22 protein-coding genes are annotated in these 19576 nt (G+C 68.2%); 9 read left to right on the top strand and 13 right to left on the bottom strand.

Features of this window, described 5'->3' with window-relative positions; genetic code table 11:
• Nucleotides 1–158: 158 nt before the first annotated feature.
• Together AC07V5_RS03160 and AC07V5_RS03165 are read right to left on the bottom strand one after the other, a co-directional pair.
• A complete protein-coding gene (locus AC07V5_RS03160; protein WP_495114123.1) occupies nt 159–1853 on the bottom strand; it encodes an alpha/beta hydrolase in 1695 nt (564 codons plus the stop codon).
• A 146-nt stretch (nt 1854–1999) separates the two neighbouring features.
• Nucleotides 2000–2971, bottom strand: coding sequence for an AraC family transcriptional regulator (locus AC07V5_RS03165; protein WP_495114124.1), 972 nt, complete (start codon nt 2969–2971; stop codon nt 2000–2002).
• 71 nt (nt 2972–3042) lie between these two features.
• Between AC07V5_RS03165 and AC07V5_RS03170 the strand changes: the two genes are divergently transcribed.
• Nucleotides 3043–4275, top strand: a complete 1233-nt coding sequence (locus AC07V5_RS03170) for an MFS transporter (protein ID WP_495114125.1) — start codon at nt 3043–3045, stop codon at nt 4273–4275.
• Between the two features lie 45 nt (nt 4276–4320).
• On the opposite strand, the gene AC07V5_RS03175 is transcribed toward AC07V5_RS03170, so the two are convergent.
• The 5 genes from AC07V5_RS03175 to AC07V5_RS03195 form a co-directional block, all read right to left on the bottom strand.
• Nucleotides 4321–5355 (bottom strand): S41 family peptidase, encoded by a 1035-nt coding sequence (locus AC07V5_RS03175; protein WP_495114126.1) that lies wholly within the window; start codon nt 5353–5355, stop codon nt 4321–4323.
• A complete protein-coding gene (locus AC07V5_RS03180) occupies nt 5352–5843 on the bottom strand; it encodes a MarR family winged helix-turn-helix transcriptional regulator (protein WP_495114127.1) in 492 nt (163 codons plus the stop codon). Before AC07V5_RS03180 ends, AC07V5_RS03175 begins: the two co-directional genes overlap by 4 nt.
• 75 nt (nt 5844–5918) lie before the next feature.
• A complete protein-coding gene (locus AC07V5_RS03185; RefSeq protein ID WP_495114128.1) occupies nt 5919–6398 on the bottom strand; it encodes a VOC family protein in 480 nt (159 codons plus the stop codon).
• On the bottom strand, nt 6391–6591 hold the full coding sequence (locus AC07V5_RS03190; RefSeq protein WP_495114129.1) for a hypothetical protein: 201 nt from the start codon (nt 6589–6591) through the stop codon (nt 6391–6393). The genes AC07V5_RS03185 and AC07V5_RS03190 overlap by 8 nt, the downstream gene beginning before the upstream one ends.
• Nucleotides 6592–6608: 17 nt before the next feature.
• Nucleotides 6609–6956 carry a PRC-barrel domain-containing protein gene (locus tag AC07V5_RS03195; protein ID WP_495114130.1) on the bottom strand — a complete coding sequence of 116 codons (348 nt, stop codon included), beginning with the start codon at nt 6954–6956 and terminating at the stop codon, nt 6609–6611.
• 186 nt (nt 6957–7142) lie between these two features.
• Between AC07V5_RS03195 and AC07V5_RS03200 the strand changes: the two genes are divergently transcribed.
• Entirely contained in the window at nt 7143–7907 is a 765-nt protein-coding gene (locus AC07V5_RS03200) for a SapC family protein (RefSeq protein ID WP_495114131.1), read from the top strand.
• A gap of 18 nt (nt 7908–7925) precedes the next feature.
• On the opposite strand, the gene AC07V5_RS03205 is transcribed toward AC07V5_RS03200, so the two are convergent.
• Both AC07V5_RS03205 and AC07V5_RS03210 read right to left on the bottom strand, forming a co-directional pair.
• Nucleotides 7926–10004 (bottom strand): hybrid sensor histidine kinase/response regulator, encoded by a 2079-nt coding sequence (locus tag AC07V5_RS03205; RefSeq protein WP_495114132.1) that lies wholly within the window; start codon nt 10002–10004, stop codon nt 7926–7928.
• Nucleotides 10001–10408, bottom strand: coding sequence for a response regulator (locus AC07V5_RS03210; protein ID WP_495114133.1), 408 nt, complete (start codon nt 10406–10408; stop codon nt 10001–10003). The genes AC07V5_RS03205 and AC07V5_RS03210 overlap by 4 nt, the downstream gene beginning before the upstream one ends.
• A 221-nt stretch (nt 10409–10629) precedes the next feature.
• On the opposite strand from AC07V5_RS03210, the gene AC07V5_RS03215 reads away from it, so the two are divergent.
• Nucleotides 10630–11679, top strand: a complete 1050-nt coding sequence (locus AC07V5_RS03215; protein WP_495114134.1) for a sensor histidine kinase — start codon at nt 10630–10632, stop codon at nt 11677–11679.
• The gene (locus AC07V5_RS03220) at nt 11657–12298 is read left to right on the top strand and encodes a response regulator (protein WP_495114135.1); all 642 of its coding nucleotides are present in this window, start codon (nt 11657–11659) and stop codon (nt 12296–12298) included. Before AC07V5_RS03215 ends, AC07V5_RS03220 begins: the two co-directional genes overlap by 23 nt.
• Here the strand turns inward: AC07V5_RS03220 and AC07V5_RS03225 are convergent.
• Together AC07V5_RS03225 and AC07V5_RS03230 are read right to left on the bottom strand one after the other, a co-directional pair.
• Complete coding sequence (locus AC07V5_RS03225) at nt 12295–12855, bottom strand: DUF6036 family nucleotidyltransferase (protein WP_495114136.1); 561 nt, start codon at nt 12853–12855, stop codon at nt 12295–12297. The two genes, AC07V5_RS03220 and AC07V5_RS03225, sit on opposite strands and share 4 nt — an antisense overlap.
• Entirely contained in the window at nt 12852–13529 is a 678-nt protein-coding gene (locus tag AC07V5_RS03230; protein WP_495114137.1) for a helix-turn-helix transcriptional regulator, read from the bottom strand. The genes AC07V5_RS03225 and AC07V5_RS03230 overlap by 4 nt, the downstream gene beginning before the upstream one ends.
• A gap of 322 nt (nt 13530–13851) precedes the next feature.
• Between AC07V5_RS03230 and AC07V5_RS03235 the strand changes: the two genes are divergently transcribed.
• Nucleotides 13852–14202 carry a PRC-barrel domain-containing protein gene (locus tag AC07V5_RS03235; protein WP_495114138.1) on the top strand — a complete coding sequence of 117 codons (351 nt, stop codon included), beginning with the start codon at nt 13852–13854 and terminating at the stop codon, nt 14200–14202.
• A 64-nt stretch (nt 14203–14266) separates the two neighbouring features.
• Nucleotides 14267–14458: a hypothetical protein gene (locus tag AC07V5_RS03240; RefSeq protein WP_495114139.1), complete on the top strand. Its 192-nt coding sequence runs from the start codon at nt 14267–14269 to the stop codon at nt 14456–14458.
• Here AC07V5_RS03240 and eutC read toward each other — a convergent pair.
• Nucleotides 14455–15249 (bottom strand): ethanolamine ammonia-lyase subunit EutC, encoded by a 795-nt coding sequence (gene eutC / locus AC07V5_RS03245; protein ID WP_495114140.1) that lies wholly within the window; start codon nt 15247–15249, stop codon nt 14455–14457. The genes AC07V5_RS03240 and eutC overlap by 4 nt on opposite strands.
• Complete coding sequence (locus AC07V5_RS03250) at nt 15246–16616, bottom strand: ethanolamine ammonia-lyase subunit EutB (protein ID WP_495114141.1); 1371 nt, start codon at nt 16614–16616, stop codon at nt 15246–15248. Before AC07V5_RS03250 ends, eutC begins: the two co-directional genes overlap by 4 nt.
• Nucleotides 16617–16793: 177 nt before the next feature.
• Between AC07V5_RS03250 and AC07V5_RS03255 the strand changes: the two genes are divergently transcribed.
• From AC07V5_RS03255 to AC07V5_RS03265, 3 genes are all read left to right on the top strand, one after another.
• Nucleotides 16794–17480, top strand: coding sequence for a hypothetical protein (locus AC07V5_RS03255; protein WP_495114142.1), 687 nt, complete (start codon nt 16794–16796; stop codon nt 17478–17480).
• A gap of 80 nt (nt 17481–17560) precedes the next feature.
• The gene (locus tag AC07V5_RS03260) at nt 17561–18430 is read left to right on the top strand and encodes a prolyl oligopeptidase family serine peptidase (protein WP_495114143.1); all 870 of its coding nucleotides are present in this window, start codon (nt 17561–17563) and stop codon (nt 18428–18430) included.
• A gap of 109 nt (nt 18431–18539) precedes the next feature.
• Entirely contained in the window at nt 18540–19496 is a 957-nt protein-coding gene (locus AC07V5_RS03265) for an SGNH/GDSL hydrolase family protein (RefSeq protein ID WP_495114144.1), read from the top strand.
• Nucleotides 19497–19576 lie beyond the last annotated feature (80 nt).

A 19576-nucleotide genomic window follows, 5' to 3' on the forward strand; every position in this document is an offset into this window, starting at 1 on the left:
TTATTCATTCGTCGCAGGTTTTTGTATTCGCGTGCTAGACCGAATAGCAGCGGAAGCTGCCCATCTATCCGTAGCCGTGGAAACGGCTTCCACCAACCATTGCTACAACTGCAAGTCAGAGAGCCATCGCACAGGAAGATATCTCGATTTGCCGCCCTTCAGCCGACGGGCACGTTTTGAATATCAGTGGAGCTCCAACGCGCTTGCGCCATTCGAAGAATGGTTAGAAACATAAGCCCCAATAATAGAGAGGCGAATGTACTGATTTCTGAAACAGGTGTCAGCGCCGCAAACCTGAAGCCCCCTATCGATGCTTCCGAGAGTATCCCTTGGGGAACGTACAGCGCTCGAAATACCCCAACGCCTCCTGCGAAACTTGCGACATCAACCTCTGCAGTTACTGAACCGGAATCCATGTTTCTGCTGTAATATGTCCAAATCATAGTGCCATTGAAATACACGTGAATTTCCGCGAGCGATTCTGGCGTTGCGCTTATATCAAAAAGAAGATAATCAACGGCGTTCGGCACTGCAAGATCAAATTCGAATTCCACAGGGGAATGCGGGGTCATGCGAATGCTCAAGACGCCGTTCTGCAAAACTGGTGCCACGCCACCTTGCAAAGCTCGGATCGACTCCGGCGCAATTCTTGGATCTGAAAAAGAGGTGGAATATGCAGTTGGATTCCAGATGGCCTGTGAATTTATTGAAGCCAATGGGGAAATCCAATTGACTACCGACTCAACCTGTCCAACATAGTAGACACTATGGATAGTTTCATGATTAGCCCACTCCACCTTGGAGCCTTGACATATGGCGGCATTGTCTGGATCAGTTGTGCAAGGATTCGCACCAGTAATCGGCGCGCCAAATAGGTTCAGCTGCGCGCCGCTTTGGCCACTGTAGTAATTGTCAACGTAATCCACCTTGCCAGCCAGCAATTTACCATGAAAAAACTTCTCTCTAAATGGACTATCTAATATAGTAAATTGCTCAACACTTATTGAATCAGACAACTTACTCACAGCCTCCGCATTTACTCCCGCCCCTAAGGAATGCCCAATGAAGTGAATAACCGGATCATAGCTGGAATCAAGAGCTCGACCGGCGTCGACGATACTTTGGATTTGTTTTGCGAGCCGCCAACCTGCTTGTTGCACGTTAGATTTCGCGTAGTAATAGTCACCTGACGTGAAAGGCGTGTCGGCCTCTTTCCACCTAAAGTCAATGAACGCAGTGTCTTTTAGCGAGTGCCCAAGGGATGGTAGTGCGTCTGTTATCGCAGACTTAATCTCAGGAAGTCCAGAGCTTGAACCTCTCCAACCATGAGTTAGGACTACGATGTTTTTTGGAACAACATCCCATTCGACGGAGCCTCTTGCGATATATGGCCCAGGAACGATAATTTGACCATCGGAACTCCATCTTGCCAACTGCACCACACTTTCCAAAGAATAGTGGCCAGCATTGAAACCAGCGGGGTTTGCACTAACGTAAGAGATTGGACTTGCAAATAAACTGGAGCCTGGCGTAAGAACCGGAGGAAGGTTCCAGCCGCCACCACCAAGATACCGAAGACCATAAGGATCTGGCTGCCCATTTATATTCGGATTACCGAGATATAACTGCTGAAGCATGGTCCACGAGCCGAAACTGTAGGAGTTGGGAGATGTATTGTTTAATGTCCAAACTATGTTCAGCTGATCTGTTGCCGAGATAACCGGATTGGTGACTATTCCGCTTAGTTCAAGTTGCGCAGACGCGTCATTTATTTGAAGCAAGGCCGCAAAAAAAATACCCACTGACCGCAAGAATTTGCGAGAAATTCCAGGGAATTGCGCAATTGAGTTCACGACGCTCACCTTAAGTCGAGACGGGCGAGTCTCGCAGGGAACATAGCGTCACAGGGCTCTTCTGTCCTCAACCTGACGGATGGATTAAATATGCGGGCAGCGCATACCGACGCCCGCCGAGAACCTGAAGCGGAATTGCTTCGTCGTTACCCGCCCCGCGCCGCACTCGGCGCATGCCCGATCACCCGCTTGAACGCCCGGCTGAACGACGCCTCCGACTCATAGCCCAGCCGGTCCGCCGCCGTGGCGACGCGCATGCCGTCCTGGGCGATCCAGCGGCGGGCCTGGAACATCTTGACCTTGGCGACGTACTTGGCCGGGCTTTCGCCCATGGTGCGGGTGAAGGCGTCGGCGAAGCGGGAGCGTGAGGCGCCCATCAGCCCGGCCAGGCGCGGCACGCTCCAGTCGCCTTCGGGTTCGGCGTGGATGGCGGCGATGACCTTGCCGATCTTGGGGCAGCGCACGGCAGCCACCCAGCCGGTGGAGTCGTTGCAGCCGCATTCCACCCAGGCGCGGATGAGGCTGGCGGCCAGCGCATCCGCCAGCCGGGCCAGGATGCCGCAGGCGCCGATGCGGTCCAGCGCCACCTCGCGCTCCATGGCGTCCAGCAGCGCGGGCACAGTGGCGTCCTTGGCGGCCAGATCGCCGGTCAGCATCAGCGGCGGCATCATGGCGATGAGCGGGTGCAACGGGTCGAGGTTGAAGCGCAGCGCGCCGCTGAACATCACGTCGGCCGGCGGGCCTTGGATGTTGTCGCTACCCGGCGGGCCACCGACAAGATAGATGTTGTCGGACACCGGCACGCGGGCCAGCGTGTCGATGTCCACCGTGGGCACGTCGGGCGCGCTGGCCAGCACGTGGAAGCTGCCGTGGGGCAGCAGCACGGCGTCGCCAGGCTTGAGGCGCACCCAGTCCGTGCCGGCGGTGCGCAGCCAGCAGCCGCCGCTGCCGACGAAGTGAAAACGCGCCGCGCGCTGTGCCGGGAAGGCCACCGCCCAGGGCGCGCGCATGATGCAACGGCCGTACTCCACGCCGTCGAGCCGCAGGCCCAGCAGGATCTGCGTCAGCGAATCCGGCCCGCTGGGTAAGGCGGCGATGCTGGAGGATTGGTCAAGCATTTGGTCTCTTTCGGCATTCAAACGCCGAAATCCTAGCCCTAGCATCCCCTTCCGTTTCCCTGAAGGGGTTTGTGTTGTCCTCCTCGTCTTGCTCTGCCTGCCCCGCCGTTGGCGCCCTGCCGCCCACACCCGCCCCAGCCACCCCCACCTCGAACTGGCCCGCCATCGCCTCGCTGACGATGGGCGTGTTCGGCCTCGTCATGGCCGAGTTCCTGCCGGCCAGCCTGCTGACGGCCATGGCCACCGACCTGGGCGTGAGCGACGGCGCGGCCGGCCAGGCCGTCACGGCGACGGCCCTGGTGGGTGCCATCGCCGCCCCCTCGCTGCCGCTGCAGACGCGCAAGCTGGACCGCAAGCGCGTGATGCTCGCCTTCAGCCTGTTGCTGCTGCTGTCCAACGCACTGGCCGCCACGGCCAGCACCCTGGCTGTGCTGCTGGCGGCGCGGGTGATGCTGGGCGTGGCGCTGGGTGGGTTCTGGTCCATGTCCGCGGCGCTGGCGATGCGGCTGGTGCCTGAAGGCCAGTTCGCGCGGGCCATGTCCTTCATCCTGGCCGGCGTGTCCATCGCCACCGTCTGCGCGGCGCCGGTGGGTGCGTGGATGGGCGACGTGTGGGGCTGGCGCAGCGCCTTCATCGCGGCGGGGGCGGTGAGCCTCGTCACGCTGGCCGTGCAGGCGATGACGCTGCCCGCGCTGCCGCCGCGCGACAAGCCCGACCTGCGCGTGCTGGCCGAGCTGCTGCGCCGCCCGCCGGTGCGCGTGGCGCTGCTGGCGGTGCTGCTGGTGATCTCAGGGCACTTCGCCGGCTTCACCTACATCCGCCCGCTGATGGAGCAGGTGACGCACTTGTCCGTGGGCGCCATCTCGGGCGTGCTGCTGGGCTATGGCATCGGCGGCTTCCTGGGCAACTTTGCGGGCGGCTGGCTGGCCGGGCACAGCGAGCGCGCGGCCATCGTCGCTGGCGGCGTGCTGATCGCCGGGCTGGCCGGCTTGCTGCTGGTGGCGGGTGGCTCGCCCATCGTCACGGCGGTGGCCGTCACGCTGTGGGGCTTTGCGTTCGGCGCGTTCCCGGTGGGCTTCCAGACCTGGATCGTGCGGGCCGCGCCCGACCAGGCCGAAGGCGCGGGCGGCCTGCTCGTGGCGGGTTTCCAGATCGCCATCGCCAGCGGCGCCATCGGCGGCGGCTTGCTGGTGGACCGCTTCGGGGCGCTCGGCGGCCCGGCCTTCGCCGTTGTCGCGCTGACGCTGGGCACGCTGCTGACGCTGCGCCACGGCCCGCGTGCTGTTGCGAAAGCGTCGGCCTGAACCACCGCCTGATGCTAGCGGCCTAGCCCTGGGGCCTGCCCGGCATCACGGCCGCGGTGGCGCGTCCAGCGCCTTCAGCGCACGCTCCAGCGCGCCCTTCTTCATCGGGTGCGCGGTCACGGGCAACAGTTGCTCGATGGCCAGCCGCTGGGCGAGCGTGAAGGCGTCGGCAGCAGGAACCTGATGGTCGGGCGTGACGCCCTTGCCCTCCCAGTTGCCACCGCCCACCGGGTCCACCGAGCGGCCGGTGGGGATGAAGGCGGTGAACAACGGGCTCAGGCGGTAGATGTCGCCCGGGTGCGCGCCGCCGGCGGTGGTTTCGCCGATCAGCGTGGCGCGCTGGCGGGCCTTCATGCCGTAGGAGAAGTCTTCAGCGGCCGAGAAGGTCTCGCGCTCGGTCAGCACGTAGACCGGGCGGCGTTGGCCGTAGCGGGGGCCGGCCACCTTGGCCGACGTCCAGTGCTGCTCCAGGCGGTTGCCGGCGCGCCAGCGGATGTCGATCAACCGCGTGGGCTTGTCGAACAGGTAGCTGGCCAGCAGCGCCACCGTCTCGGGCTCGCCGCCGCCGTTGCGGCGCAGGTCGATGATGAGCGCGTCGGTGTTGGCCAGCAGCGTCATCGCGGCGGCAATCACCGGGCCGGCCTGGCGCACGGGGGCGAACTGGCGCAGCTCCAGATAGCCGATGTTGCCGCGCAGGCGCTCCACGCGGGCCACGCCGTAGTTGCCGTAGCGAAAGCTTTCCATCATCTCGGCGGCCTCGGCCTTGGCGGCGCCGGGCATCTCAGGCCTCACGTCCACGCGCAGGTGCTTGTCCTGCGTGGCCTCGGCGAGCACGGCGCTCAGCTTCTGGGCCAGGGCGGGCGGGTCGGTGGCGTCGGCCGCGGCGGCTTGCAGCTTGGGCTCGATGTCTTTGACGCGCTCGGGAAAGATGTAGCGGTCGCGCAGGTGGCGCGCCAGTTCGCGGGCCACTTGGGTGCGGGTGGTGGCATCCAGCGGCGGGCTGGAAGGGCCCTCCGGGGCGGGCTGGCTCCAGGCGGTCAGGCAGGTGGCGAGCAGGGCGGCAAGAGCCAGAGTTTTCATTGCTTTTCGGTCGTGTGGTGAGGGGAACGTGCGGCCGCGGCATCGCGGCGGCGCTGGGGAAAGGAGCGGGCGCGCAGTGCGGCGATGGCTTCGTCCAGCAAGGCGGACAGCGGCGTGGAGAGCTCGGCGTCCAGCCCGCGGGCCGCGCCTGCAGTGGTGGCCCAAATGGCCCGCAGCTGCGGCAGTGCCGCGTAAGCCTTGGCGCTGAGCGCGAAGAGGCGTCGGCGTGCGTCTGCCGGGTCGGCTTGCGGCGTGACCCAGTCGCGCGCCAGCATCAGGTTCAGCGTTTGCGTGGCCGCCGGCTGGCTGATGCCGGCCTTGGCGGCGATCTGGCCCACGGTCAGCGGCGACTCATCCAGCAGCGCGCGCAGCACGGGCGTGAAGCGCGGCCGGTAGTCGAGGCCCTCTGCCGTGTAGATGGATTCGAGTTCACCGTCGAGCAGTTCGAGCAGGGTGCGCAGCTGAGTGCCAAGGCCGGGGCGTGTCATGCAGCGAATTTGATAAGCGCTTATGCAAATTGCCGAAAGTCATGGCGAACGGGCAGAAAGCCCGCGGCGGGCAGCTCAGCCCGCTCGCGCCTTCTCGATCGCGGCGATGTCGATCTTGCGCATGGTCATCATGGTCTCGAAGGCCCGCTTGGCCGCCGCCCGGTCGGGGTCGGAGATCGCTGCGACGAGCGCGCGCGGGGTGATCTGCCAGGACAGGCCCCAGCGGTCCTTGCACCAGCCGCACTGGCTCTCCTGGCCGCCGTTGTCGACGATGGCGCTCCACAGGCGGTCGGTCTCGGCCTGGTCGTCGGTGGCGATCTGGAAGGAGAAGGCCTCGCTGTGCTTGAACACCGGGCCGCCGTTCAGGCCGATGCAGGGGATGCCGCAGACGGTGAACTCGACCGTCAGCACGTCGCCCTGCTTGCCGTCGGGGTAGTCACCCGGCGCGCGGTGGACGGCGCCGACGGTGCTGTCGGGAAAGGTCGCGGCATAGAACCTCGCGGCGTCTTCGGCGGTGCCGTCGAACCAGAGGCAAAGGGTGTTCTTGCTAGGCATTTCGCTGCTCCATAAAAACCAAGCCGCCAGGCCGCACGACCACGCTTGCAGCAGCAGCGTAATTTGCCAGCGCCGCCTTGGGCTTGGGCACCTCGTCGGGCCGCGACGGTAGCGGCACCTCCTTGCGGCAGGCCGACAGCGCGGCCGCTGCGAGCACCGCGCCCGTCATCAGCTGAAGCAGTCGCGGCGCCATGGCAGCTTGCTCGCGGCTCAGATGCCCCAGGGCGCGCCGTAGTAGTCGTAGACGCCGCGGCCGTAGGTTTCCGAGTACGTGGGCTCGGCATCCTTGGCATAGCGCGGCCCGCTCTTGAGCTGCTCCATGTCGAGGTTGACGACGTAGCCGTCCTTCTCGATGTCGTAGGTCAGCATGCTCCAGGGCAGCGGGAAGCGGTCCGTGCCCAGGCCCAGAAAGCCGCCGAACTCCAGCGCGGCGTAGCGCACATGGCCGTTGCGCTTGTCGATGACGAGGTCGTCGATGGCGCCGAGCTTCTCGCCGGCGAGGCTGTAGACGTTCGTGCCTTCGACCTTGGACGAAGAGATGGTGGGATGCAGGCTCATGGCGGGGCTCCGGGGTGGGGTGTCAAACCACTATCGGAGCTGCGCCCCGCCGCTGCCGTCAGCGCCGCGGCTGGCCCGCTGTAGGCGGGCGCCGATCACCACGGCGCGTCCCTTCAATCGGGGATGTGCGGCCCCAGCACTGCGCCAACATCATCAGAATCGAAGGCCCAGCCGAGGACGCCCACCATGAAGACCCTGCTCATCTACGACGACCTGGTGTCGCTGAACCGCGACCAGCACCGGCAGCTCAAGCTGGCGCAGGCCCCGGGGGCGTTCGCATTCGCCCGCGGCACGAACTCGGTGCTGATCGCGGCGAGCGAGCTGCCGCTGGCCGCGCTGGACGTTCCCTGCGTGTTCGTCGAGGCCGACGGCGGCCACAGCCTGGCGGCCATCGTGGGGCTGCGCGACCACGAGAACCTCTTCGTGCAGCCCGACGGCGCCTGGGCGCGCGGCGCCTACCTGCCGGCCTTCTTCCGCCGCTACCCGTTCGTGCTGGCCGAGGCCGAGGGCAACCCGAGCTTGACGGTCTGCCTGGACCGCGCCTACCCGGGCTTCAATGTCGACCACGGCGAGGCCTTGTTCGACGCCGAGGGCCGCGAGACGCCCTGGCTGGAGGACATCAAGCGCTTCCTGCTGAACTTCCGCCAGGAGATGCTCGACAGCCGCGACTTCGCCAACCATCTGGCCGCGCTGGAGCTGCTGCAGGACGGCGGCATCGACTACGTGGTGGACGGCGCAACGAGCACGCTGCGCGGCTTCAAGACCATCAACGAGGCGCGTCTGCGGGCGCTGGACGGCGCGGCGCTGCAGGACCTGGCGGCGCGCGGCTGGCTGGGCTTCGCCTACGCCCAGCTGCTGTCGATGAATCAGGTGCAACGCCTGGCGCTGCGGCTGGAGGAGCGCCGCAACCAGGACAGCGCCGAGCGCGACGCGGCCCCGGCGATGCACTGAGCCTGCTTTTAGGCGGGCCTAGGCCGGCGACAGCTCCGGCTGCGCGAAGGCCGCCAGCAGCGCCTCGTGCAGCGCGTCCATGTCGATCGGCTTGGTCAGGAAGGCGGCCATGCCCAGGCGCTCGCACTGCTCGCGCTCCAGCGGCATGGCGCTGGCCGTCAGCGCCAGCACGGGCGCGCTGAGGCCGGCGTCGCGCAGGCGGCGCGTGACCTCGAAGCCATCCATGTCGGGCAGTTGCAGGTCCATCAGCACGGCGTCGAACGTGGTGGCCGCGGCCTCGCGCAGGGCGCTTGCGCCGTCGGGCGCGACGGTGACGTCCAGCGCGCCCTGCGCCAGCATGGCCAGCGCAATCTCCTGGTTGACCGGGTTGTCCTCGACGAGCAGCACGCGCCGGCCATGGCAGCGCAGGCGCAGCCGCTCGGCGGCCGACAGGCGCAGCGAACGGCCTTCCTCGAAGCCGCGGGGGCGCTTGTCGAGCGCGAAGCGGGCCGTGAACCAGAAGCGCGCGCCGCACCCCGGCTCGCTGGCCAGCCCCACCTCGCCATCCATCATCTCGGCGATGCGCCGCGTGATGGCCAGGCCCAGGCCGGTGCCGCCGTGGCGGCGCGCGATGGACGCGTCGCCCTGCTCGAAGGCGCTGAAGAGGCGGCGCGCAACCTCCGGGCCGAAGCCCGGGCCGGTGTCGCTGACCTCGAAGCGCAGGCGCACGCTGTCTGCGGTGGCGTCGAGCACGCCGACGCGCAGCACGACCTCGCCGTGCTCGGTGAACTTGACGGCATTGCCGACGAGATTGAGCACCGCCTGGCGCAGCCGCGTCGGGTCGCCGAGCAGGCGCTCGGGCAGGCCGGTGGCGCACAGCCGCAGCGCGATGCCCTTGGCCTGCGCCTGGACGCCGAACAGCCCGAGGGCCTGGTCCAGCAGCTCGGGCAGGGCCAGCGGCAGCTGCTCCAGCGTCATGCGGCCGGACTCGATCTTGGACAGGTCCAGCACATCGCCGATCAAGGTCATCAGATGGTCGGCAGCGACCTCGATCTTGGCGACACGCCCGGCCTGCTCGGGCTCGACGGCCGAGCGCGCCAGCAGCCGGGTCATGCCGACGATGGCGTTCATCGGCGTGCGGATCTCGTGGCTGATGTTGGCCAGGAAGGCCGATTTGGCCTCGCTGGCCGCACGCGCCTCGGCCGTGGCGTGCTCCAGCGCCCGGGTGCGCTCCTGCACGCGCGCCTCGAGCTCGCGGCGTGAGGCCTCCAGCGCGTCGATGGCATAGCGGCGGTCGGTCACGTCCAGGTGGATGCCCAGCGCCCGCACCGCGTGGCCCTGCGCGTCGCGCTCGACGACCTGGCCGGCGTCCAGCACCCAGATCCAGTGGCCGGCGCGGTGGCGCAGCCGGTGCTCGCAGCGGTAGCTGTCGGTGTCGCCGCGCAGATGCGGCAGCAGGGCCGAGTCGATGGCCGACCAGTCGTCGGGGTGGACGAGAGCGCGCCAGCTGTCCAGGTGCGGCTCGATCTCTTCGACGCGGTAGCCCAGCATCTCGGCCCAGCGCTCGTTGACCTGCACTCGCCCGCTGGTGATCTGCCAGTCCCACAGGCCCAGCGCCGCGCCACGCATGGCCAACGAGAGCTGTTGCTCGTTGCTGGCCAGGCGCGAGGCGTCCTGGCGTTGTTCGGTCACGTCGCGGGCGACGAGGTAGCGCGGCTCGACGTCGCCCGGCGCATTGCCGGCCAGGCGCCCGCGGTGCACGCGGTACAGGCGCGGGCCCGAAGGCGTCTGCCAGAGCTCGGCGTCGACGGGCTCGGCGGGGCCGTGCAGCATCGCGTCGGGCAGGCGGCCGACAAGGCTGCTGCCCGGCAGCGGCGCCACGGCCAGGCCCGCCACGCGAGCCGCCTCGGCGTTGCAGAGCAGGCAATGGTCGTCGGCGTCGCGCACGACGACGATGACGCCGGCCTCGGCCAGCACGGCGTCCAGCATCTGCAGGGCCTGGTCGCCCAGCGGCCGCACGCGGCGGCGCAGCTTGCCCATGCGACTGAAGCGGCTGGCATCCAGCAGGCGCCGCCACCAGCGCACCGGGCGCGACGCGGGCATGAACAGCGCCGTCATGAAATCACGCCGGCCAGGCCCGCCAGCGCCGCCAGGCGCAGCTGGGCCTGCACGCGCGCCAGCAGCACCAGCGGGCGCAGCGGGAGGCTCAGGCAGTCCGACGCGCCCAGCGCCAAGGCCAGTTCCTCGTCACCGCCGCGTGACACGAAGAGCAGCGGAATGGCGCGCGTGGCATCGTCGTCCTGCAACCGGCTCAGCAGGCTCAGGCCCTGCTCGTCGCCGACGGTCTCGCCCAGCAGGATGAGGCGGGGTGCGGGCTCGGCGCCGGCCAGGCGCAGCAAGGCGGCGGGCGAGGCGGCGCTGCGCACGCGGCAGCCAGCCTCGCGGAGCAGCTCGGCGGCGCTTTCGGGCGCCGTGCCAGCCAGCAGGATGAGGGCGCCGTCGGACGGGGTTGGGGTGGACATGGCGTCATCTTGGCCGCCCGGTGCCGACATGGCGAGGGGGCGACGGGGGGTTTCGGGCATCCCCGACAGCGCGAAACAAGAATCCCCTACACAACCCGCATGGCGCTGTTACAGATGTGCGCCCAAAGTGCAGCCTGGGCCCAACGATCAGCGAGGATCAGCGTGAAGGCATCAGCAAGAGGCGACGTTGGCGGCGTTGGCGGCGCCGCTACAGTGACCGCATGATCGCTGCCGCCGCCCAGCTGAACTGGCTGCACGCGCTGGCCGACGCGGCGCTGGACACGCTGCTTGCGACGCTGGACCTGGAGGGCCACGTGCTGGACTGGAGCCGCGGCGCCGAAGGGCTGAGCGGCCACGCCAGTGCGCAGGCCTTGGGCCACCCGATCAACACGCTGCTGCCTGGCGCCGCCGACTGGGCCGGCTGGCTGCGCTGCGCGGGCGACGACGGCCGCTGCGCGGTGACCGTGCACACCGGCACACACCGCCTCGAGGGCTCGATCTACACCCTGGGCCTGGCGCCGGGCCCGGCGCGCTTCGGCGTCATCCTGCGCGACGTGACCGAGCGCGCGGGCCAGCAAGCGCTGCTGGAGCAGACGCGCGACGAACTCGCCCAGCTCAACCGCCGCCTGCTGGAGCAGGAGAAGCTCACCAGCCGCAAGCTTGCGCAGTCCCTGCACGACGAGCTGGGCCAGACGCTGGCCGCGCTGCGCCTGCACTGGGAGGCCTACAGCACTGCCGAGACCGCGCAGAAGGCGCGCATGGACGAGCGCGTCGCCAACCTCGTGGTGCTGGCCAACCGACAGATCCGCAGCGTGCTGGCCGAGCTGCGCCCGCCGCTGCTGGACGAGCTGGGCCTGGCCGCGGCGCTGGACAACGAGATCCGCCAGCTGCACCCCGCCGAGGGCGAGGCCGTGGCCAGGCTGGAGGCCAGCGACGAGGCCCAGCTGCAGCGCTGGCTGCCCGACGTGGAGTACGCCGCCTTCATGGTCGCCCGCGAGGCGCTGCTCAACGCGCTGCGGCATGCCTCGGCGCAGCACATCACCGTGAGCCTGGCCGGCGACGAGCACCGGCTGGTGCTTGGCATCCGCGATGACGGCGTGGGCATCGAGCCGGGCATGCGCGGCAGCCGCCCGGGCCGCATCGGGCTGGTGGGCATGCGCGAACGGGCGCTGGCCATCGGTGCCCAATTGCGCATTGACGGCTCTCCCATGCATGGCACCATGGTCACACTGACATGGGACGCCCTGGATGAGCCGCATCTACCTGGTTGACGACCACGCCATCATGCGCGATGGCCTGCGCGTCGTGCTGGAAAGCGCGGGCCACGAGGTCATCGGCGAGGCCGCCGGCCCCACGCCCGCGCTGGCCGACCTGGGCCGGCTGCTGCCCGACGTGGTGCTGCTGGACCTGCGCCTGGGCCAGCGCTCGGGCTTCGAGCTGCTGGAGGAGCTGCGCAAGCGCGGCATGCAGTTGCGCGTCATCGTGCTGACCATGTCCGACCAACCCCGCCACGTGGCCGAGGCGCTGCGCCTGGGCGCCTGGGGCTATCTGCTCAAGGGGTCGGCCAGCTCCGAGGTGCTGCAGGCCGTGGACGCCGTAGCGGCGGGCAAGCGCTTCCTCAGCCCGCAGGCGGCCGAGTTCGCGGCCTCGATGCTGACCGAGGGCACAACGCGGCAGGACGAGGACGGCCTGTCGCCACGCGAGCGCCAGATCCTGCTGATGGTGGCCCAGGGCGCCACGAGCAGCGCCATCGGCGAGGCCCTGCACCTGTCGCCCAAGTCCGTGGACACCTACCGCAGCCGGCTGATGAAGAAGCTCGGGCTTAACGACATCGCCAGCCTCGTGAAATGGGCCATCCGCGAGGGGCTGATCAGCCTGGATGAGAACTAACTCTCCGGTATCTCATGGCCTGCATCACGCAGCGCCTTGACCCAGCGACGGATGGTTGCGCGCAGGCTGCGTTGCTGCTGATCATCCAGCGGCATTTGTTGGACCAGATTCAGGGCTTGGTTCGGGCGCAGGTAGTGGTGCTCGAGCATGGCCATGCAGAACTCGCGATCCTTGTCTCGGCCTGCCACCGCCTTTGACATGAACAGGTCTGGCAGGTCCAGGCAGTAGCCGACGCGGTCGTTGGTGTTGCCGTTCTGAACTCGATGTACGCGGCGGAACCAGCCGTCCGGCAGGATCGCGGTGTCGGGGCCAACGCCCTGCGCGTAGTAGCCGTTCTGTTCGTGGAACTGCGAGCCTTCACCGATGGCGCCATCGATTTTGTCGGCCAGTTCAGGTGCCTGGAGCGGGTAGATGTCTGCTTCAGCCGAAGCAGTGAAGACCGAGTCAGGGTTGGGAACAGCGCCAAGGATGGACTGGCTTCCTACGATGACGAATTCGTACTGATCGGTCACGTCCGCACTCGCGCGGATGATGTGTTCCAGTTCCTCGCGAGTCACGGCGCTTCCCTCTCGATGTCGCCACCCAGTCGTACGCCGCTTTTGAGTTCGCTGACTGCAGCCAGTATGTTCTGTCGCGCAGCCTCAGGCAGGATGGTCGGCAGCGGCGAGGCTTGGCGCAGCTCCTGCGCACGCCGCGTGCGGCTTAGCACTTTGCGCCAGTTGCGGCCTTGAAGTATGTTCCGCCACTCCTCCCATAGGCTCGCTGAGCGAGAAGAGGGCTTGGTGCTCAGCCAAAGCTGTAGCGTCTCCTTGGCTTTGTCGAGCAGCGCCGGGTTCTGTTGCACTGTCCGGATTGCCTCCTCGTGCAGCGCAATGCTTTGGAGGTCTTGGATCTGGTGACGGGACTCGTCGGCAGAAACGAGCACCTGCACGACAGGTTTTCTGCGCTTGGAGCGAGCCGCCGCAGATCCTGAAGGCGCAGGCTGCAGCGCATCTCCAGCCAGCAATGCAAGCTCGCCGCTCACGCCCAGCACGGACATGACCCGCAAGTACGTTCCGATGGCAGTGCCTGGGTCGCCGGCTTCAACCGCGCTGAGCGTTGAGCGAGACACCCCGACACGCTTCGCCATCTCAACCGTGCCCAACCCCTTTTCCTGGCGAAGGCGCTTCAGACGATCGCTCAGTTGCAGCAGCAGCTGGCGATCGAGCATGGAAAGGTTGGCCGCAGTCATTTGTCCGGTATTTTAGACAAAACTTATTTATTTGCCTACTTTGTTGGACAAATGATCGGATTGATTGCTGTCAACTTGTCAGTCAAGCCTCGATCCGTAAGACCTCGTGATCGAACATCGGATCCAGGGCCTGTTGCCGTGGTGCTGGCCGGCCCATAACCGAGTCACCTCGCGGTCGGTCAACTCCTACAGCGCCGGGGGGCTCAGCCCGACTGTGCCGGGGCCGCCAAGCGCGCACATTGAATGCATGGTGCTCAGCACCTGGCGGGGCCGCAAAACGCCTGCCCCGTGACCCGTGTTCAACCCTTCCAGGAGTTCCATCATGGCCAGCATCAGCCCCACCATTTCCTCGTCCAAGGTCGAAGGCACCAAGGTCTACAGCCCCAGCGGCGACAAGCTCGGTTCCATCGACGATCTCGTCATCGACAAGCAGTCCGGCCAGGTCCGCTACGCGGCGCTGGAGTTCGGCGGCTTCCTCGGCATGGGTACCGACCGCTACCCGCTGCCCTGGGATCAACTGAAGTACGACACCAGCAAGGACGGCTATGTCGTCAACGTCGACAAGAGCCAGCTGGAGCGCGCACCGCGCTACACCGCGGACGAAGCGCCCACCTACAACGACGAGTACGGCCGCAAGGTCTACGACTACTACGGCTCGAGCTGGTGGATGTAAGCCCGGTCGTTTCGTGAGTTGAGTTCAGGGGCGGCGTTGCCGCCCCTTTTTCCTGGAGACCGCCATGCACGACCCCGCCCGCAGCACACCGCCCGACCATCCGCCCCTGCCCGTCGAACCTGACCGGCCGGCCAACAAGGATCAGACAGCGCGCCAGGTCAAGGACGGCGCCTTCGATGACGGCTCCGTGGCAGGTGAGGAAGACCCCGGCGCCGGCATAGACACGATGGCGCCCAGGCCCAAGGCCGAACGCTAGCCGCCCAGCAAGCGCATCAGCGGTGACGCGACGCGGTCCGGGGCATGCTCATCCTGCTCGTCCTTCAGTGCAATGCCGCTCAGCCGGCGCGTTCGCGCTTCGCGCAGCAGCGCATGCAGCTTGGCCGCCGCGACGCCCGACGGCAGGCCCTCGGGGCGCACATTGGAGATGCAGTTGCGCTGCGCATCGACAAGACCCGGGTGCGGCGCCCAGCTGAAGTAGACACCCAGGCTGTCCGGCGCCGACAGGCCGGGGCGCTCGCCGATCAGCACGACCACGCAGCGCGCGTTCAGCAGCGTGCCGATCTCGTCGCCCAGCGCCACGCGGGCCTGGGTTGCGATGACGGGCGGCGCCCAGGCCCAGCCGCCTTCCAACAGCAGCCGCTCGCGCAGCGCGGTGAACAGCGGCAAGGCCTGGCGCTGCAGGGCCAGCGCGGAGAGGCCGTCGGCAAGGACGAAGGCGAGGTCGCTCGCCGGGGCCTGCAGCGCGGCCAGCGCCTCGGCCGAGGGCTTGCTGAGGCGGCGGCCAAGGTCGGGCCGCTGCAGGTAGCTCGCGCGGTCGGCGGCCTGGCTTTGCACCAGCAACGGGGCCTCGCCCAGCGTGCGCAGGCCGGCCAGCAGCGCCTCGGCATCCAACGGCGCATGCACGGCGTCGCGCGCTTCGGCGTGCGCCTGCTGGAAGGCCAGGTGAGCGCTCGTCGGCACGCTGACGCCGGCTCGGCCCAGGCCGATGCGCGCGGCCGTGTAGCGGCGCAGGCTGGCCCAGGGTTGGTCGACGACGGGCGGTTTCATGACTGCGCCAGCAGCGCGGCAAAACGCGCCGGCAGCCCATCCGCCAGCCGCGGCTCCGGGCCGGCCTCGAACACGCCCACACGCTGCAGCCAGGCCTCGAACTCCGGCGCCGGCCGCAGGCCCAGGAGCCGGCGCATCGCCAGCGCGTCGTGAAAGCTGGTGCTCTGGTAGCCCAGCATGATGTCGTCCGACCCCGGCACGCCCATGATGTAGTTGCAGCCCGCCGCGCACAGCAGCGTGAGCAGGCTGTCGACGTCGTCCACATCGGCTTCGGCATGGTTGGTGAAGCACACGTCCACGCCCATCGGCAGGCCCAGCAACTTTCCGCAGCAGTGGTCTTCCAGGCCCGCGCGCAGGATCTGCTTGCCGTCGAACAAATACTCCGGCCCGATGAAGCCGACGACGCTGTTGACCAGCAGCGGCTCGAAGCGCCGCGCCACCGCGTAGGCCCTGCACTCCAGCGTCTGCTGGTCGCAACCATGGTGCGCGCCGCTGGAGAGGGCACTGCCCTGGCCAGTCTCGAAGTACATGACCTGCCGCCCGCCGCGCTTGAGCTGCAGCGCCGCCCGCTGCGCCTCCTCGAGCAAGGCCAGCGTGATGCCGAAGCCGCGGTTGGCGCCCTCGGTGCCGGCGATGGACTGGAACACCAGGTCCACCGGCGCGCCACGGTTGATGGCTTCGATCGTCGTCGTGACGTGGGTGAGCACGCAGCTCTGCGTCGGGATCTCGTGGCGGGCGATGACGGCGTCCAGCATCTGCACCAGGCGCATGACCTGGGGCAGGTTGTCTGTCGCCGGGTTGATGCCGATGACGGCGTCGCCCGCGCCCATCAGCAGGCCGTCGAGCAGGCTGGCGGCGATGCCGGCCTCGTCGTCCGTCGGGTGGTTGGGCTGCAGCCGCGTGGCCAGGCGCCCGCGCAGGCCCAGCGTCGAGCGGAACTGCGTGACGACCTCGCAGCGGCGCGCGATCAGCATCAGGTCCTGCACGCGGCAGAGCTTGCTGACGGCGGCGGTCATCTCGGGCGTGAGGCCCGGGGCTGTTTCTGCAGGGTCCACCGCGTCGGCCAGCAGCGCGTCGCGCAGGCCGCCCACGGTCAGGTGGGCGATGGGCGCGAAGGCGGCGGCGTCATGCGTGTCGACGATGAGGCGCGTGACCTCGTCGCTTTCGTAGGGCACGACGGCTTCGTTGAGGAATGCCTTCAGCGGCAGGTCGGCCAGCGCCAGCTGCGCCGCCACCCGCTCGCGCGCATTGGCCGCCGCCACGCCGGCCAGCTCGTCCCCCGAGCGCCGCGGGCTGGCTTTGGCGAGCAGCGTGCGCAGGTCAGCAAAGCTGTATCGCTCGCCGCCGAGGGTGTGCGTGTAGGCCATGCGCGAAGTGTGCGCTGCCGCGGTGGCGACTGCATGACCGCGGGATGACCCGGTGTCGGGAAACTTGACGCAACGCCGTGGGATGGCCCGGCCGCCGCGTGCAAGTGCCTGTTCGGTCTAACGTTCTTGTCCGGGTGCGCGACTTGCTTTCTACCCACCCTCAACCTAGGAGACTTCATGAACGGATCTGCAACTCTCGCCGCCTGGCTGCGCCGCGGCGTGATGGGCTTGCTGATGGCCAGCATGGCTGCCGCAGCCAGCGCTGCACCGGCCTGGGTCGAGTCCAACGCGCTGCAAAGCACGCTGGACAACAACTTCACCTACGCCTCCGACGCCGGCACCCGCACGGCCACGGTCAGCTTCCACAACCAGCACGCCACCAACAGCAGCGCCAGCACCGCCCACCTCGGCATGTACCTGGGCTGGGCGTGGAGCTATGACTCCAGCAACGCAGCCACCTCGCTGTTGTGGAGCAATGCCGATGCTGCCTTTGTGGGCGGTGGCGTGAAGCTGAGCGTTGGTGGAGCTAACGGCAGCATCAAGCTCGGCGACGTGGGCAATGACACCTGGATCGGCACCCCCTGGACGCCCGGCGCCCCGGCCGCCGGCATCGCCACGCAAGCCGACTGGGTCGTGCCGCTGTTCGACTTCGGCACCATGGCCGCCGGCGCGACGGTGCTCTACGACATCACGCTGAACTTCAGCTTTGCCACCCAAGGCGCCTTCGACGACTGGAACCGTGGCGGCAGCTTCTACCTGGGCGGCCAAGGCCTGGCCGCGCCGCTGCCCGAGCCGGCCAGCCTGGCGTTGGTGTTGCTGGCGCTGGTGGCGTTGGGCATTTCCTTCAAGCCCAGGGCTCGTTAAGAGCAAGCAGGGCGTGGCGCCTCACGAGGTTGTCACGCGGGCGGCCTAGGCTCGGCGCTTCACGCCGCCGAGCCCACGCCATGCCCCTTTCCGGTCTGCCCTCTCTCCCGACCTGGGCCTGGGGCCTGTTTGCGGTGCTGGCGCTGTCGGCCGGCCTCATCAGCCTGCAGGGCAAGCTGCTGTTCGGCCGCACCTGGGTCATCCGCCGCACCGACCCCGGCCCCGCCGCGGCCCGGCGACGCGCCGGGGCCGTCTGGCTGGCGCGCCCGGGTGGCGTGCAGTTGCAGGGCTGGCTGACCCTGCCGGTGGACGCCCCGCCGCCGCGCCGCCTGCTGCTGTGGTTTGGCGGGCGCAACGAAAACGTGGCCTGGACGCCCGACCTCGCCGGCTGGCTGCCCGACGACTGCGCGCTGCTGGCCTTCAACTACCGCAGCCTGGGCGCCAGCGGCGGCTGGCCCTCAGAGGCCGCCTGCGTGGCGGATGCCGAAGCCGCCGCAGCCTGGGGGTTGGCGCGGCTGGCGCTGCCACCGGATGCGCTGCACTTGGCCGGGCGCAGCCTGGGCACCGGCGTGGCCATGCAGCTCGCGGCCCGGCTGGCCGCGGCCGGGCGCCCGGTGGCCAGCGTCGCGCTGATCACGCCGCTGAAGAGCCTGCGGGCGGTGCTGCGGCGCAACCTGCTGCTGGCGCCGCTGACGCCCTGGCTGCGCTCGCCGCTGGACAGCGTCGCCGCCGCGCGGGCGCTGAACTGCGAGGTGCTGGTACTGCTGGCCGAGCGCGACACGCAGGTGCCGCACGCGCATTCGCACACCCTCGTGCAGGCCCTGCGCGGCGCGGGCTCGGCCGTGACCGTGCACCAGCTTGCCGGCACCAACCACCGCAGCCTGGCGCGCACGCCGGCGGCAATGCGGCAACTGGGCGGCTGGCTGCAGAGCGCACCCACCGCGCGCTGACGCAGCCGCCCGCCCACCCCCCACACACCCTCGCCTCGCTGGCTAACCCTCTTGCCAGCGCGGGGGCAGGTGCCTAGCGTCGGTCTCCCACAAAAGCAATGGAGACGACATGACACATCCTGTTCGCGGCCCCCTGGCTGCAGCGGCGCTCGCAGTCCTGTTCGCTGGCCCCGCCAGTGCCGCCGGCTTCAGCAACGCCTACTTCTTTGGCGACAGCCTGTCCGACACCGGCAACATCTACACCTACTACGGCGGCGCGCTGCCTGTGGCGCCCTACTACAACGGGCGCTTCTCCGACGGCCCGGTCTGGGTGGAATACCTGGCCGCCGGCATCGGCCATGCCGACGCGTCCAAGGCCAGCCTGCTGGGCGGCAACAACTTCGCCTGGGGCGGCGCGCGCACGGCCGGCGGCAGCATCCCCAGCCTGCTCGTGCAGATCGGCAGCTTCACCAGCGCCCTGCCGGCGGTTGACCCGAACGCGCTGTACGTCGTCGTGGCCGGCGGCAATGACATGCGCGACGCGCGCAGCGGCAACCCCGCCAACATCGGTGCGGCCGCCGTCACCGCCACCGACAACCTCAAGACTGCGCTCGGCCTGCTGGCGGCCAAGGGCGCCAAGAACGTGCTCGTGGCCAACCTGCCCGACCTCGGCGCAACGCCCGAGGCCGTGGGGCTTGGGGTGACCGGTGTGTCCACGCAAGCCACCAACGCCTTCAACGCGCTGATGGGCGGCGTGGTCGGCTACGGCCAGGGTATTGGCCTGAACATGAGCTTCTTCGACTTCGCGGCCCTGGGCGCCGCGGTGCGCAACGACGCGCTCAACAACGGCGGCGCGGTCTACGGCATCACCAACGTCCTCACACCCTGCGGCGCCTTCCAGGGCTCGGTCGGCGTCTCGTGCAGCGTCTCGCAGTTCTCCGACGCCCTGCACCCCTCGGCCCTGTCGCACCAATTCATGGGCGCAGCAGCCATCGCCGCCGTGCCCGAGCCCGAAACCTACGGGCTGATGGCGCTGGGCCTGGGCGTCATCGGCGTGATGGCGCGGCGCCGCCAGCGCGCGGCCTGAAGCCCAGCGCCCCTGCAGGCGGGCGGCGCGCTCGCCTGCAGGGTTAGGCATAGGCGCTGAACGCCGCCGGGCTGGAAGAA

It is taken from the genome of Roseateles sp. GW821-FHT02E12, assembly GCF_059421665.1.

What these genes read in the sequence shown, in the direction of transcription:
- AC07V5_RS03165 (WP_495114124.1), bottom strand. Translation starts at nt 2,971, where the DNA reads ATGCTTGACCAATCCTCCAGCATCGCCGCCTTACCCAGCGGGCCGGAT.
- AC07V5_RS03175 (WP_495114126.1), bottom strand. Translation starts at nt 5,355, where the DNA reads ATGAAAACTCTGGCTCTTGCCGCCCTGCTCGCCACCTGCCTGACCGCC.
- AC07V5_RS03180 (WP_495114127.1), bottom strand. Translation starts at nt 5,843, where the DNA reads ATGACACGCCCCGGCCTTGGCACTCAGCTGCGCACCCTGCTCGAACTG.
- AC07V5_RS03185 (WP_495114128.1), bottom strand. Translation starts at nt 6,398, where the DNA reads ATGCCTAGCAAGAACACCCTTTGCCTCTGGTTCGACGGCACCGCCGAA.
- AC07V5_RS03190 (WP_495114129.1), bottom strand. Translation starts at nt 6,591, where the DNA reads ATGGCGCCGCGACTGCTTCAGCTGATGACGGGCGCGGTGCTCGCAGCG.
- AC07V5_RS03195 (WP_495114130.1), bottom strand. Translation starts at nt 6,956, where the DNA reads ATGAGCCTGCATCCCACCATCTCTTCGTCCAAGGTCGAAGGCACGAAC.
- AC07V5_RS03200 (WP_495114131.1), top strand. Translation starts at nt 7,143, where the DNA reads ATGAAGACCCTGCTCATCTACGACGACCTGGTGTCGCTGAACCGCGAC.
- AC07V5_RS03205 (WP_495114132.1), bottom strand. Translation starts at nt 10,004, where the DNA reads ATGACGGCGCTGTTCATGCCCGCGTCGCGCCCGGTGCGCTGGTGGCGG.
- AC07V5_RS03210 (WP_495114133.1), bottom strand. Translation starts at nt 10,408, where the DNA reads ATGTCCACCCCAACCCCGTCCGACGGCGCCCTCATCCTGCTGGCTGGC.
- AC07V5_RS03215 (WP_495114134.1), top strand. Translation starts at nt 10,630, where the DNA reads ATGATCGCTGCCGCCGCCCAGCTGAACTGGCTGCACGCGCTGGCCGAC.
- AC07V5_RS03220 (WP_495114135.1), top strand. Translation starts at nt 11,657, where the DNA reads ATGAGCCGCATCTACCTGGTTGACGACCACGCCATCATGCGCGATGGC.
- AC07V5_RS03230 (WP_495114137.1), bottom strand. Translation starts at nt 13,529, where the DNA reads ATGACTGCGGCCAACCTTTCCATGCTCGATCGCCAGCTGCTGCTGCAA.
- AC07V5_RS03235 (WP_495114138.1), top strand. Translation starts at nt 13,852, where the DNA reads ATGGCCAGCATCAGCCCCACCATTTCCTCGTCCAAGGTCGAAGGCACC.
- AC07V5_RS03240 (WP_495114139.1), top strand. Translation starts at nt 14,267, where the DNA reads ATGCACGACCCCGCCCGCAGCACACCGCCCGACCATCCGCCCCTGCCC.
- eutC (WP_495114140.1), bottom strand. Translation starts at nt 15,249, where the DNA reads ATGAAACCGCCCGTCGTCGACCAACCCTGGGCCAGCCTGCGCCGCTAC.
- AC07V5_RS03250 (WP_495114141.1), bottom strand. Translation starts at nt 16,616, where the DNA reads ATGGCCTACACGCACACCCTCGGCGGCGAGCGATACAGCTTTGCTGAC.
- AC07V5_RS03255 (WP_495114142.1), top strand. Translation starts at nt 16,794, where the DNA reads ATGAACGGATCTGCAACTCTCGCCGCCTGGCTGCGCCGCGGCGTGATG.
- AC07V5_RS03260 (WP_495114143.1), top strand. Translation starts at nt 17,561, where the DNA reads ATGCCCCTTTCCGGTCTGCCCTCTCTCCCGACCTGGGCCTGGGGCCTG.
- AC07V5_RS03265 (WP_495114144.1), top strand. Translation starts at nt 18,540, where the DNA reads ATGACACATCCTGTTCGCGGCCCCCTGGCTGCAGCGGCGCTCGCAGTC.